At 67.8% G+C, this 12887-nt stretch carries 12 protein-coding genes; 6 read left to right on the top strand and 6 right to left on the bottom strand.

Annotation, left to right across the window (positions count from 1 at the left end; genetic code table 11):
* The first annotated feature begins 124 nt into the window (after positions 1 to 124).
* The 5 genes from AC3FKH_RS16885 to AC3FKH_RS16905 are packed head-to-tail and all read left to right on the top strand — an operon-like array spanning position 125 to position 4171.
* Complete coding sequence (locus AC3FKH_RS16885) at positions 125 to 1717, top strand: cbb3-type cytochrome c oxidase subunit I (RefSeq protein ID WP_488677005.1); 1593 nt, start codon at positions 125 to 127, stop codon at positions 1715 to 1717.
* A gap of 23 nt (positions 1718 to 1740) precedes the next feature.
* Positions 1741 to 2418 (top strand): cbb3-type cytochrome c oxidase subunit II, encoded by a 678-nt coding sequence (locus tag AC3FKH_RS16890; RefSeq protein ID WP_488677006.1) that lies wholly within the window; start codon positions 1741 to 1743, stop codon positions 2416 to 2418.
* Positions 2390 to 2983 (top strand): c-type cytochrome, encoded by a 594-nt coding sequence (locus tag AC3FKH_RS16895; RefSeq protein WP_488677007.1) that lies wholly within the window; start codon positions 2390 to 2392, stop codon positions 2981 to 2983. Before AC3FKH_RS16890 ends, AC3FKH_RS16895 begins: the two co-directional genes overlap by 29 nt.
* Positions 2983 to 3609, top strand: a complete 627-nt coding sequence (locus AC3FKH_RS16900; protein ID WP_488677008.1) for an SCO family protein — start codon at positions 2983 to 2985, stop codon at positions 3607 to 3609. Before AC3FKH_RS16895 ends, AC3FKH_RS16900 begins: the two co-directional genes overlap by 1 nt.
* Entirely contained in the window at positions 3596 to 4171 is a 576-nt protein-coding gene (locus AC3FKH_RS16905) for a hypothetical protein (RefSeq protein ID WP_488677009.1), read from the top strand. Before AC3FKH_RS16900 ends, AC3FKH_RS16905 begins: the two co-directional genes overlap by 14 nt.
* Before the next feature lie 10 nt (positions 4172 to 4181).
* Here the strand turns inward: AC3FKH_RS16905 and AC3FKH_RS16910 are convergent, their stop codons facing one another.
* The 6 genes from AC3FKH_RS16910 to AC3FKH_RS16935 form a co-directional block, all read right to left on the bottom strand.
* Positions 4182 to 5888, bottom strand: a complete 1707-nt coding sequence (locus AC3FKH_RS16910) for a nitrite/sulfite reductase (protein ID WP_488677010.1) — start codon at positions 5886 to 5888, stop codon at positions 4182 to 4184.
* A 128-nt stretch (positions 5889 to 6016) separates the two neighbouring features.
* Positions 6017 to 6580, bottom strand: coding sequence for a YcbK family protein (locus AC3FKH_RS16915; protein WP_488677011.1), 564 nt, complete (start codon positions 6578 to 6580; stop codon positions 6017 to 6019).
* A complete protein-coding gene (locus tag AC3FKH_RS16920; protein WP_488677012.1) occupies positions 6577 to 8229 on the bottom strand; it encodes a L,D-transpeptidase family protein in 1653 nt (550 codons plus the stop codon). The genes AC3FKH_RS16915 and AC3FKH_RS16920 overlap by 4 nt, the downstream gene beginning before the upstream one ends.
* A gap of 206 nt (positions 8230 to 8435) precedes the next feature.
* A complete protein-coding gene (locus tag AC3FKH_RS16925) occupies positions 8436 to 8612 on the bottom strand; it encodes a glycine zipper 2TM domain-containing protein (protein WP_211946512.1) in 177 nt (58 codons plus the stop codon).
* Positions 8613 to 8757: 145 nt separating this feature from the next.
* Positions 8758 to 9633 carry an NAD(P)-dependent oxidoreductase gene (locus AC3FKH_RS16930; RefSeq protein ID WP_488677013.1) on the bottom strand — a complete coding sequence of 292 codons (876 nt, stop codon included), beginning with the start codon at positions 9631 to 9633 and terminating at the stop codon, positions 8758 to 8760.
* A 209-nt stretch (positions 9634 to 9842) separates the two neighbouring features.
* Positions 9843 to 10862 carry a tripartite tricarboxylate transporter substrate binding protein gene (locus AC3FKH_RS16935; RefSeq protein WP_488677014.1) on the bottom strand — a complete coding sequence of 340 codons (1020 nt, stop codon included), beginning with the start codon at positions 10860 to 10862 and terminating at the stop codon, positions 9843 to 9845.
* Positions 10863 to 11120: 258 nt separating this feature from the next.
* On the opposite strand from AC3FKH_RS16935, the gene AC3FKH_RS16940 reads away from it, so the two are divergent.
* The gene (locus AC3FKH_RS16940) at positions 11121 to 12884 is read left to right on the top strand and encodes an IlvD/Edd family dehydratase (RefSeq protein WP_488677015.1); all 1764 of its coding nucleotides are present in this window, start codon (positions 11121 to 11123) and stop codon (positions 12882 to 12884) included.
* Positions 12885 to 12887 lie beyond the last annotated feature (3 nt).

A 12887-nucleotide genomic window follows, 5' to 3' on the forward strand; every position in this document is an offset into this window, starting at 1 on the left:
TCCGCTGCTCCGGTCATTTCCGACAGTTTTGCTTCTGTTGCACTGGTGGCAACGCCTCTAGCATTGGCCGGCCAATTCCCGGATGCGGCCCGCCACGGACCGCGCCTGTCTCGCCCCCAAAGCCATGGACCCCACCAGCCTGCTGCTGCTTACCTTCCTGCTGTCGATCGGCGGCCTGTTCGCCTTTATCTGGTCCCTGAGGAAAGGCCTGTTCGACCTGGAGTCGAGCGGCGCCCGGACCATCTTTGCCAGCGGCGAGGTCGGCCGGCCCGAAGACCCATCAGGGTCTGGCGCAACCCTGGCGCCCGACGCCGACCTTGCCGAAGAACTCGCGGCGCGCGCACGCGCCGACCGTTCCAGCGCCTTGCCAGCCCTGATGCTCCTGAGTTGCGCCGTGGTCTGGCTGGTGGTCGCGTCCTTTGCGGGGCTGGTCAGCTCGCTCAAGCTGCACCTGCCGGACTTCCTGGTCACGCAGGCTTGGCAGTCGTTCGGCCGCATGCGCGTGCTGCACCTGAACGCGGTCGCCTATGGCTGGGCGCCGATGGGCCTGCTGGGGCTGGCGATCTGGATGATGCCGCGCCTGCTGCGCACGCCGCTGAGCGGCGGCCGCTTTGCGCTGGTCGGGACGTTGATCTGGAATGCGGGGCTGGTGGCCGGTCTGGGCGCGATTGCCAGCGGCATCAACGCAGGCATGGAATGGCTCGAGATCCCGTGGCAGATCGGCCTGCTGTTCGCGGTGGGCGGCATGCTGATCGGCGTACCGCTGGTGCTGATGCTGCAGCGCCGGCAGGTGCATCACCTGTACGTGTCGGTCTGGTACATGGGCGCGGCGCTGTTCTGGTTCCCGGTGCTTTACATCGTGGCCAAGGTGCCGGGCGTGCATTTCGGCGTGGAGCAGGCGACCATGAACTGGTGGTTCGGCCACAACGTGCTCGGGCTGTTCTACACGCCGCTGTCGATCGCCGCGGTGTACTACTTCCTGCCCAAGGTCATCGGCAAGCCGGTGCAGTCGTACAACCTGTCGCTGCTGGGCTTCTGGACGCTGGCGTTCTTCTACGGCCAGGTCGGCGCGCACCACCTGATCGGCGGACCCATCCCCGGCTGGCTGATCACGCTTTCGATCGTGCAGAGCGTGATGATGATCATCCCCGTGGTGGCGTTCTCGGTGAACCAGCACCTGACGCTCAAGGGCCATTTCGGCGCGCTGAAGCACTCGCCGACGCTGCGCTTCATCGTGCTCGGCGCGATCATGTACACGCTGGCCTCGGTGCAGGGCTCGTTCGAGGCGCTGCGCTCGCTCAACGCCATCACGCACTTCACGCATTTCACCGTGGCGCACGCGCACCTGGGCATGTATGGCTTCGTGTCGATGGTGATCTTCGGCGGCATCTACTTCGCCATGCCGCGCATCGTCGATGCACCGTGGCCAAAGCCGGCGCTGATTTCTGCGCATTTCTGGCTGGTGGCTGGCGGGTTTGCGATCTATCTCGTGACGCTGTCGATCGGCGGCGTGCTGCAAGGGCTGGCGCTGCTGAACCCGGCGCGGCCGTTCATGGAGTCGGTCGCGGTGACCCTGCCATGGTTGCAGGGCCGCTCGATCGGCGGTGCGCTGATGACACTGGGCCACCTGGTGTTTGCCTGCCACTTCGCGCTGATGGCGTTCCGTCCGGCCACGCTGCGGCAGGGCGATCGCGTGGTTTCCGAATCCCTGGCCTGAACGACCGACGACGATCGACGACGATGGAAAACGAACTGAAGCTCGTAGGCGGCGCCATGGTGACGCTGTCGCTGGCCACCTGCGCCATGATCGTGGTGCCCTTCCTGCAACTGAAGGACGTGCCCGCGCCGAAGGAACTCGCGCCCTACACCAGCGCGCAATTGCGCGGCCGGCAGGTCTACATGGCCAACGGCTGCATCGCCTGCCATACCCAGCAGCCCAGCTCCACGGGCGCGGGCATTGCCGACGCGCAGCGCGGCTGGGGCCGGCCCTCGGTCGCGGCGGACTATCACTATGACGACCCGCCGCTGCTCGGCACCATGCGCACCGGCCCCGACCTGTTCAATATCGGCGTGCGCCAGCCCAGTGCCGACTGGCACCTCGGGCACCTGTACCAGCCGCGCGCGTATGTGCCGGGCAGCATCATGCCGGCCTATCCGTTCCTGTTCGAGACCAAGGACAGCGATGCCGTCGGCAAGGACGATCGCGTCGTTTCGCTGCCGCCCGGCGCCGCCCCGGCCGGGAAGGCCGTGGTCGCCACGCCGCAGGCACTGGACCTGGTGGCCTACCTCACCGGGCTGCGCCACACCTATCCCGTCCTGACCCCGACCGAAGCGAGCCTGGCCAAGGGCCTCGTACTCGCCGCCAGCACCACGAAGAACCATGCCGCAGATGAAGCCCCCAAGCAGCCACAAGACTGAACACGCCGACCCGCACGAACAGCACAACCCGGTGCCGAAGATCGTGCTGGGCCTGGTCGCCGGACTGGTGGTCTGGGCCGCCAGCTATATCTGGACCGAGCGCGCCGACGGCCTCGCCCAGCTTGGCGATCGGCGCAATGCGCAGGCGCTGGCCCAGGGCGCTGCCGCTGGTGGTGCCCGCGTGGCCGACGGCAAGCAACTGTTCGCGGCCAACTGCCAGGCCTGCCACCAGGCCACCGGCCAGGGCCTGCCCGGCGTCTTCCCGCCACTGGCCGGATCGCCGCTGGTGACGGGCGATCCGGTGGTGCTGTCGCAGATCGTGCTGCACGGGCTGACCGGGCCCGTCGAGATCCTGGGCACGACCTATAACGGCACGATGCCGGCCTTTGGCGAGCAACTCGGCGATGCCGAACTGGCCGCGGTGCTCACGCATATCCGCAGCGAGTGGGGCAACAAGGCGCCCGCCATTGACGCGGTGACTGTTGCAGCGGCCCGCAAGTGGAGCGAGTCGCGCAAGGACCCATGGCATAGCGACGAACTGCACAAGCTCGCCGGAGCGCAGTGATGGCGGGCGGCTGGCGGGGCATGCTGGTTGCGACTGCCCTCGTCAGTGCGCTGGCGCTGTTCGCCTTTGCCCACGCGACACGCGGCTTCCGCGTGGTGACGTCCGACGGTGCAAGGCAATTCGACCTCTCGCGAGCCCCCGTTGCGCTGCCGGATATCGAACTGGCCGACGCCTCCGGACGCCGCTTCTCCTTGCGCGAAACCGGCGATGCGCAACGGCAGACGCTGGTCACCTTCGTCTACACACACTGCCTCACGGTCTGCCGCAGCAGCGCGTCAGGGCAAGCCTACCTGCAGGCGGAGCTGATTGCGCGCGGTCTTGCAGGGCGCTACCAGTTGCTGGCCATCAGCTTCGATCCGGACCGCGACACGCCCGGGATACTCAGTGCCTATGGCCGCAAGCAGGGGGCCGATCCCACCGTCTGGCGCATGGCCACGGTAGCGGATGCCGCTGACTTGCCGGCCTTGCTGAAGGCGTTCGGCGTGGTTGTGCTGCCGGATGGCCGCGGCGATTACGTCCACAATGCCGCGCATTTCCTCATCGACGCGCAGGGCCGGCTCGCCCGCGCCTACGACATCGACCGCCCGGATGCGGTGCTGGCCGACATCGTCCATGCGCAGCGCTGAGCGGCCCGCGGTGGTCTGGCTGCCCGGCGCGGCGCTGGCCGTGCTGGCGCTGCTGCGCGGGTGGCTGGAGGCCTCGATGTTCCGGCATATGGCGATCGAACTGCCATCGCTCCTGGCACTCGGCATGGTTGCGGCCGCGTTGTGCGGCCGGTTTGCGTGGGTCATTGCATGGAACCGGCGCGGCTTGCCGGGGCTGGTGGCCGCCACGGCCATCGCCAGCTACTGGATGCTTCCGGTCGCGCTGGATCTTGCCGTGCTCGATGCGCGCTGGTCCGTCGCGAAAGTGGCGAGCATGATCGCGGCTGGCGCCGCGCTCGGTATGTCCTGGACGCGTGCCGGGATCGTGCTGCAGGCATTCTTCGCGATCAACTGGAGCGCGATGACGCTGGTGGCGGGACTGCTCTACCAGGACGCGCCGCAACAGCTTTGCAGCGTGTACCTGGCGGATCAGCAAGGTGCGGCGGGACGCGCGCTGGTTGTCTTTGCTGCGGCCGGGCTGGCGGCCTGGATGGTCTGCGTGATCCGCAGGCTCGGCCGCGACGAGGGCGGCCTGCGGATCTGAGGGCCATCCATCAGCCGCGGGCGGCCTCCGCTTGCTGCCGGCGCAGGGCGATCGCCGGGTTCTGGTAGACCGCCGTCTTGAACGGTTCGAAGCCGACGCGCTCCACCACATCGATAAAGCGCTCCGCATCGCTGTCGCGCATGGCAAGGTAGCTCTGGATCAGTAGCTCGATGACCTCGGGGATCTCGTCGCGTGCAAACGACGGCCCGATGATGCGCCCGATTGCCGCGCCGGAGGCCCCGCCCTGGCGGCCGCCGATTGTGACCTGGTACCACTCCTCACCAGCCTTGTCGACGCCGAGGATGCCGATATGGCCAACGTGATGGTGCCCGCACGAGTTGATGCAGCCGGAGATGTTCAAGTCCAGTTCGCCGATCTCGTAGAGATAGTCGAGATCGTCGAAGCGCTGCTGAATCGCCTCGGCCAGCGGAATCGACACGGCATTGGCGAGCGAGCAGAAGTCTCCGCCCGGGCACGCGATGATGTTGGTGAGCAAGCCGATATTGGGTGTGGCGAGGTTCCATGTCTGCAGCTGCTGCCACAGTTCATGCAGTCGCGTGCGGCGCACGTCGGCGATGATCAGGTTCTGTTCGTGCGAGACGCGCAGTTCGCCGCTGCCGTAGCGGTCCGCGAGGTCGGCCGCGGCTTCCATCTGGTCGGCCGTGATGTCGCCGGGCGGCGTGCCGGTGGCCTTCAGCGACACCGTGACGGCGGCATAGCCAGGCACGCGGTGCGCATGCACGTTGCTGCGCAGCCAGCGCGCATAGCGAGGATCGGCTGCGGCAAGCGATGGGTTCGGGTCTTCGTCGTTGGCTGCGCAAGGCGCGTAGTCCGGGGTGGTGAAGCGCGTGGCGATCTCGCGCACGAAAGCGGCGTCGACCGTATCGGGGCCGCCGCGAATGCCCTGCCAGTGTTCGTCGACTTGCTGCGCGAAGACTTCGGGCGTGAGGTCCTTCACCAGGATCTTGATGCGCGCCTTGTACTTGTTGTCGCGGCGGCCATGCAGGTTGTAGACCCGCAGGATCGCTTGCAAGTACGTCAGCAGGTCGGACCAGTGCACGAACTTGCCGATCTCCTTGCCGACCATCGGCGTGCGGCCCATGCCACCACCGACCCAGACACGGAAGCCGGTTTCACCGTCGCGCTCGACGGCCTGCAGGCCGATATCGTGCACGCCCACCGCGGCGCGGTCCGTGCTCGCGCCGCTCACGGCAATCTTGAACTTGCGCGGCAGGTAGGCGAATTCAGGATGGAGCATGGACCACTGCCGGATGATCTCGCACCACACCAGCGGGTTCACCACTTCATCGGGCGCAATGCCGGCGAAATGGTCGGTAGTGGTGTTGCGGATGCAGTTGCCGCTGGTCTGGATCGCGTGCATCTGCACCGTGGCAAGGTCGGCAAGGATGGCCGGCGCGTCTTCCAGGCGCGGCCAGTTGAACTGCATGTTCTGGCGCGTGCTGAAGTGGCCATAGCCGCGATCCCAGCGCCGCGAGATCTCCGCCAGCTTGCGCAGCTGCCGCGAGACCAGCATGCCGTAAGGGATGGCAACGCGCAGCATCGGCGCATGGCGCTGGATGTAGAGGCCGTTCTGCAGGCGCAGCACGCGGAACTCTTCCTCCGAAAGCTCGCCGTTCAGGAAGCGCGCGGTCTGGTCGGTGAACTGCGCAACGCGCTCGTCGACCAGTTGCTGGTCGGTGGAATCATAGAGGTACATGGGGGCTGGTCTCGCATCGCTCTGGGCCTACCACGCCGGCAGGCGTGGACCAGACTCAAGGCTAGCGATGAGCCCCGCCTGCGCACAGCAGCAGTCGGGTGCGTTTTTTGCCGTAGCAGTGCGGGAGTTCAGCCCCAGTGCCGCACGCGCCCCGTATCCACGTGCACGAAATCGTCTTGCGCATAGAAGCCCACACCGCCAACGCCGAGCGACATGGCGGCATCGCGCAGGTCCGCCAGCGCCACGCCGGGCAGGCGGATGTCGATGGCCTTGCCGTCCATATGCAGGCTGTGCTTCGCCACGCCGCCACCGCCCGTGCGGCGTAGCCGCGCGTTGGTGACGGGACTGCGATAGCCCGATATCACCTGGAACGGTGACTCGCTGCCCAGTGTCCGGCGCAAATCGAACAGCAAGCCAAACAATTGCGGATCGATCACGCCGACCTGGCCGGAATAATGGTCGCGCAGGAAGCGGTTGAGCGTGGTCTGTGCCTGCGGGAGCACCTGTTCGCCCAGCGCATACACCAGCGACAAGTGCTCGCCGGTATGCGTATGGTCGAATGACAGGCTGCGAGCGCCGGGCGCGTTGGCCAAGGCCAATTGCGGCGACAGCGCGGCCAGGCCGGCGCCCATTGCCAGGCCGCCCGTGTGTTGCAGGAAGCGGCGGCGCGAAGGATTGCGTGAGTGTTTCATGTCGGGTTCTGCGTTGGCGCGGGGCGGGCAAGGGCGTCTGGCGTAGCCGGTGCCGCGGCAGGCACACTGGCCGGCCGGCGCGCCGCGTTCTGCCGCAGCGCCTGGTCCAGCAGCTTGTCCTGGCCGTAAATGTCAGGCAGGAAGTATACCCGGCCATCGGCGCGGGCAATCGCGGTGCCATAGGCCAGCACCACGGGCAGCGGCTGCTGCAGCGCCACCGTGTTGGACTGGCCCTTGGTCATGGCCTGGCGGATGCGTGCCTCGTCCCAGCCCGGCATGTCCTTGAGCACGAACTGCGCAAGCGCCACGGGCTCTTCCACGCGGATGCAGCCATGGCTGAAATCGCGCCGGTCGCGCTTGAACAATTGCGGCGTGGGCGTGTGGTGCAGGTAGATGTTCTGGTTGTTCGGGAACACGAACTTGATGTCGCCGAGCGCGTTCATCGGGCCGGGGCGCTGGCGGATGCGCATCTGGCCATTCAGTACGGCGTCCAGGTTGGCATCGGAAAGCGTGGTCACGGCCTTGCCGTTGGAGACGAACTCGAAGCCCTGGCGCGTGAAGTACCCCGGGTCGCGCCGCAGCCGCGGAATGGTCTCGGAGCGTGCGATCGACGGCGGCACATTCCAGTACGGGCTGAACTCGATGTAGCGCATGTCCTCCTTGAACAGCGGCGTACGCGTGTCCAGCGCCTTGCCGACGATGACCTTCATCTCCAGCTTGATGTCGAGCTTGCCGTCCGTGTACTCATAGGCGCGCAGCATGAACTCGGGGATGTTCACCACGATCACGCGCGGTCCCTCGGCGAGCGGGGTCCAGCGCAGCCGCTCCATGGTCAGCTCGATCTGTCGCACGCGCGCCGCCGGCGGGGTGTTGAGCTGGGTCAGGGTGGCGGCGCCGATCGTGCCCTCCGCCTCCAGGCCATGGCGCGACTGGAAGGCTTTGACGCCGTCCACGACGGCGCCGGAATAGCGTTGCGGCACGGGCGCGTCGGCAGCCATGTCGCCAAGCGTCTTGAGGCGGCCAGCCAGTTCGCCAATGCCGCTGTAGGCCTGTCCGCTCGTCAGCTTGCCGCCAGGCAGTGCCGGCAGCGGATGTTCCCAGCCAGGTTGCGCTGCGAGCTTGCGATAGCGCGCCAGCGCATCGCGCAGCGTGCCGTAGAGCGGGAAGGACGGCGCGGCTTCACGGATGGCGTCGGGCAGGCGATGGCTGGCCACGGCGGCGCGCAGGTAGCTGTCGGGCTGGAACACCGTCGACTCCGGCGGCGTGAAATTGGCATGCACCTTGCGCGGATCGACGCGCCCGCTGTGCAGGTCCGACAGGTAGCGCCGCATGGCGTCGCTGAGCGCGTTGTCGAGTTTCTCCACGGCGTCCGGCGCTGCTTGCGGGTTGGCGGCGGCCTGCGCCAGCGCGCGCTTCAGGCCGTCGGCGTCGTAGTCCTTCGGCGCCAGGCCGTCCGCCTCCGCGCCGACCAATGCCGTCACGGCCTGCTGGGCCTGTGGCGTCGGGCGTCCGCCGGCGAACCATAGCGGCTGTGCGCCGGCGCTCGCGGCACAGGCCAGCAGCCAGGCAGCAAGTGTGCCGCCGATCCAGTGGCGGGCACGGCGTGCGGGAATGGAGGACTGGCGCTTGCGAGGCGAGGCAGGTGTCATGGAGATCCGGGTAGATGTGGCTTGCCCGCCTATCGTAGCCGAATAAAGCGGGAATCCGGGCCGCCGGGACCGTGCAACAAAACGCTTCAGCGCGCGCGCGAAACCGCTAAAGCCCGCCTTGTCACCGTGGCCCGGCACCTATGCAAACGCCCGCTGCGCGAGCAGCGGGCGTTGGAGCGAGGACTTGGCTGGCGTCAGTTCCAGGGCTACTTGCCCAGTTCGTGGCCGACCACGCCGCCCACCACGGCACCACCCACGGTGCCGGCGGTGCTGCCGTGCGTGAGTTCATGCCCCGCCACGCCGCCGGCGACCGCACCCGTCGCGGTACAGCCGGCCAGGCCCATGCCAGCGCTGATCACCAGCGCGATTGCAAGTTTCCACATGGTCATCTCCTGTACCGTGCACAGGTGATCCCAGCCACCCGTGCTCCTGACTACAGCTTAGGCAGGACGATCCATCGGGCCTTTCAGGCGCTTGCCGATTGCGGTGTAGGAATTATCGGACGGCCGCAGGTGCCGTCCGCATCGCTCATTCCCCGGAGAAGCGGCGCAGGCGCTTGATCAGCGACGAGGTGTCCGAGCGGCCGCAACCCATCTGCTGCAGGTCGGCGTAGAACTGGTCGACCGTTGCGGTGACGGGCAGGCTGGCGCCGTTGCGGCGCGCCTCGTCGAGGCAAAGGCCCAGGTCCTTGCGCATCCAGTCCACGGCGAAGCCGAAGTCGAACTTGTTGTCGATCATCGTCGGGCCGCGGTTCTCGAGCTGCCAGGAACCGGCCGCGCCCTTGCTGATGACGTCGAGCACCAGCCGCATGTCGAGGCCGGCGCGCTCGCCGAAGGCGATCGCTTCGGACAGGCCCTGGATCAGCCCGGCGATGCTGATCTGGTTGACCATCTTGGCGAGCTGGCCGGCCCCTGCGTCACCGATGCGCGTCACGGCGCGCGCATACGCGCCGATGACCGGCTCGGCGCGCGCATAGGCCTCGGCGTCGCCGCCGCACATGATGGTCAGGATGCCTTTCTCAGCGCCGACTTCGCCGCCCGATACAGGCCCGTCGACAAAGTGCAGGCCGCGCTCGCGCGCCGCCGCGTAGAGCTCGCGCGCCACATTGGCGCTGGCGGTGGTGTGGTCCACGAAGATGCAGCCAGTGGGCGCGGTGAAGAAGGCGCCGTCGGGGCCGATCAGCACCGAGCGCAGGTCGTCGTCGTTGCCGACGCACGAGCACACCACGTCCGCCTGCCTGACGGCCAGCGCCGGTGTTTCCGCCGCGTTGCCGCCAAATTGTGCGACCCAGGCCTGCGCCTTGGCCGCGGTGCGGTTATACACGGTGACTTCATGGCCCTTGGCGGCAAGATGGCCGGCCATGTGGAAACCCATGACGCCAAGCCCGAGGAATGCGACGCGCATGCTGCGACTCCGTAACTGATTGGATATTGTTGGATATTCGGTGATGCGCGGGCGGCTCCCGGCAGCTCCTGTAGCAGGCACCACATGGAGACGCGCCGCGCGGGGAGGCATGGCCTCTGGCGCAGAGTATACGGCTGCCGCAGCGATTGTTGCCGGTCATTGCCGGTCGCTGCCGGTCGCTGCCCAGGCCGTTTCCGGCCGGCGGCTGCCTAGTCCGGCTTCACACCCGCATCACGAATCACCGTATTCCACTTCGCCATTTCCGCCTTGATCCGCACGCCGGTCTGCGCCGGGCTGGTCCACGTAGCGATGGCGCCTTGCTTGAGCAGCGCATCCTTGACCTCCGGCTCCGCCAGGATCTTCTTCAGGTCGGCGCTCAGGCGATCGATCACGGGCGCCGGCGTGCCGGCCGGCGCGACGATGCCGAACATGGAGCTCACCTCGAAGTCGTTCAGGCCCGCTTCGGCGGCGGTAGGCACGTCGGGCAGGGCGCTCACGCGCTGGGCCGAGGTCACCGCGAGCGCGCGGATCTTGCCACCCTTCACATAGGCCTGCGCGGCGGGCACCGTTTCCACCATGCTCAGTACCTGGCCGCCGATCAGGTCGGTCATCGCGGGGCCGCTGCCCTTGTATGGCACGTGCAGCATGTCCACGCCGGCCATGCGCTTGAACATCTCGCCGGCAAGGTGCTGCGGCGAGCCGTTGCCGGCCGAGCCATAGGTGATGGTGCCTGGTTTCGACTTGGCCAGCGACACCAGTTGCGGCAGCGTGGTCGCGTTGACGGAAGGGTTGACCACGAACACCAGCGGCACGGTGCCGACGATGGCCACCGGCGCAAAGCTCTTTTCGATGTCGTAGGGCACGCGGCTCTTGTACAGCGCGGCGTTGATCGCATGGCTGGTCAGCGCACCCATCAGCAGCGTGTAGCCATCGGGCGCCGACTTGGCGACCAGGTCCGCGCCGATATTGCCGGCGGCCCCGGCGCGGTTGTCCACCACGACTTGCTGGCCAAGCGTGGCCGACAGGCGCTGGGCCAGCGTGCGGCCGATCACGTCGGTGGCGCCTCCGGGCGGGTAAGGCACCACGAGGCGGACCGGCTTGTTGGGATAGTCGCCGGCAGCGGCCAGCGACGGGGCCAGCAGCAGGCTGGCGCACGCCAGCGACGACAGCAGCAGCGCGCGGCGCGGCGCGCGAACGCCCCTGCCGGGCATGGGGGAATTGCCGGACATGTGAGTCTCCTGTGCCGGGATCTTGTGGGAATCGGGGGGAAGCCGCGGCGACTCCTGGTGCCGCATCGCTGATGATGCCCGGCTCGTCATCGCAGCCAAGTGTAGGGTGGACCTCTTGATTGATGAATCAGAATTTTTCTATCGACTGATCTGAAAACTGGATTAGTCAATCCTGGGCGCGTAACCCACTTGCAGCGTAGGTGCCAGGCCAGCTAAGCTTCGCGTCTCGATTATCAATAATCTTATTGGAGACGCAGGATGCCTTCCTCCCGAGACCCGAAGCAGTCGCCGGACACGCCCGCAAGCAGCCAGGGCCTGGCCAAGGGCCTGACCAATTACGGCGACACGGGCTTCTCGCTGTTCCTGCGCAAGGCGTTCATCAAGGGCGCGGGCTTCACCGATGACGCGCTGTCGCGGCCGGTCATCGGCATCGTCAATACCGGCAGCAGCTACAACCCCTGCCACGGCAACGCGCCGCAACTGGTGGAGGCGGTCAAGCGCGGCGTGATGCTGGCGGGCGGGCTGCCGGTGGACTTCCCGACGATCTCGGTGCACGAGAGCTTCTCCGCGCCGACCAGCATGTATCTGCGCAACCTGATGTCGATGGACACCGAGGAGATGATCCGCGCCCAGCCCATGGACGCGGTGGTGCTGATCGGCGGCTGCGACAAGACCGTGCCGGCGCAGCTCATGGGTGCGGCGTCGGCCGGCGTGCCGGCCATCCAGCTGGTGACCGGGTCCATGCTGACGGGCGCGCACCGCGGCGAACGGGTCGGCGCCTGCACCGACTGCCGCCGCTACTGGGGCCGCTACCGCGCCGACGAGATCGACGGCACCGAGATCGCCGACGTCAACAACCAGCTCGTCGCCAGCGTGGGCACCTGTTCGGTGATGGGCACGGCCAGCACCATGGCCTGTGTGGCCGAAGCGCTCGGCATGATGGTGAGCGGCGGTGCGTCGGCGCCGGCGGTGACGGCGGACCGCGTGCGCGTGGCCGAACGCACGGGCACCACGGCGGTCGCCATGGCAGCCGCGCGCCTGACGCCGGACCGCATCCTGACCGGCAAGGCCTTCGAGAACGCGCTGCGCGTGCTGCTGGCCATTGGCGGGTCGACCAACGGCATCGTCCACCTGACGGCGATCGCCGGGCGCCTGGGCATCGATATCGACCTGGCGGGGCTGGACCGCATGAGCCGCGAGACCCCGGTGCTGGTGGACCTGAAGCCTTCGGGCCAGCACTACATGGAGGACTTCCACAAGGCCGGCGGCATGCTCGCGCTGCTGCGCGAGCTGCGTCCGCTGCTGCATCTGGACACGCTGACCGTCTCCGGCCGCACGCTCGGCGAAGAACTGGATGCAGCCCCGCCGCCGTTCACGCAGGATGTGATCCGCACCGCGGCCAGCCCGATCTATCCGGCCGGCGGCCTGGCGGTGCTGCGCGGCAACCTGGCGCCGGGCGGCGCCATCATCAAGCAGTCGGCCGCCAACCCGGCGCTGATGGAGCATGAAGGGCGCGCCGTGGTGTTCGAGAACGCCGAGGACATGGCGCAGCGCATCGACGACGACACGCTGGACGTCAAGGCCGACGATATCCTGGTGCTCAAGCGCATCGGGCCGACCGGCGCGCCGGGCATGCCGGAAGCCGGCTATATGCCGATTCCGAAGAAGCTGGCCCGGGCCGGCGTGAAGGACATGGTGCGCGTGTCGGACGGGCGCATGAGCGGCACGGCGGCCGGCACCATCGTGCTGCACGTCACGCCGGAAGCCGCCATCGGCGGGCCGCTGGCGCTGGTGCGCAGCGGTGACCGGATCCGGCTGTCGGTGGCGAACCGCGAGATTGCGCTGCTCGTCGACGACGCCGAGCTGGGCCGCCGCGCGGCGGCGCAGCCGGTGGAGCGCCCGCGCGCCGAGCGCGGCTATCGCAAGCTGTTCCTGGAGACCGTGACGCAGGCCGACCAGGGCGTGGACTTCGACTTCCTGCGTGCCACGCAGACCGTCGATATCGTGCCGAAGCAGGGCTGAGCC

This window comes from Cupriavidus sp. 21MJTG02-4 (assembly GCF_057798975.1).

Coding starts and splice junctions, on each gene's coding strand:
- AC3FKH_RS16885 (WP_488677005.1), top strand. CDS start 125: ATGGACCCCACCAGCCTGCTGCTGCTTACCTTCCTGCTGTCGATCGGC.
- AC3FKH_RS16890 (WP_488677006.1), top strand. CDS start 1,741: ATGGAAAACGAACTGAAGCTCGTAGGCGGCGCCATGGTGACGCTGTCG.
- AC3FKH_RS16895 (WP_488677007.1), top strand. CDS start 2,390: ATGAAGCCCCCAAGCAGCCACAAGACTGAACACGCCGACCCGCACGAA.
- AC3FKH_RS16900 (WP_488677008.1), top strand. CDS start 2,983: ATGGCGGGCGGCTGGCGGGGCATGCTGGTTGCGACTGCCCTCGTCAGT.
- AC3FKH_RS16905 (WP_488677009.1), top strand. CDS start 3,596: ATGCGCAGCGCTGAGCGGCCCGCGGTGGTCTGGCTGCCCGGCGCGGCG.
- AC3FKH_RS16910 (WP_488677010.1), bottom strand. CDS start 5,888: ATGTACCTCTATGATTCCACCGACCAGCAACTGGTCGACGAGCGCGTT.
- AC3FKH_RS16915 (WP_488677011.1), bottom strand. CDS start 6,580: ATGAAACACTCACGCAATCCTTCGCGCCGCCGCTTCCTGCAACACACG.
- AC3FKH_RS16920 (WP_488677012.1), bottom strand. CDS start 8,229: ATGACACCTGCCTCGCCTCGCAAGCGCCAGTCCTCCATTCCCGCACGC.
- AC3FKH_RS16925 (WP_211946512.1), bottom strand. CDS start 8,612: ATGTGGAAACTTGCAATCGCGCTGGTGATCAGCGCTGGCATGGGCCTG.
- AC3FKH_RS16930 (WP_488677013.1), bottom strand. CDS start 9,633: ATGCGCGTCGCATTCCTCGGGCTTGGCGTCATGGGTTTCCACATGGCC.
- AC3FKH_RS16935 (WP_488677014.1), bottom strand. CDS start 10,862: ATGTCCGGCAATTCCCCCATGCCCGGCAGGGGCGTTCGCGCGCCGCGC.
- AC3FKH_RS16940 (WP_488677015.1), top strand. CDS start 11,121: ATGCCTTCCTCCCGAGACCCGAAGCAGTCGCCGGACACGCCCGCAAGC.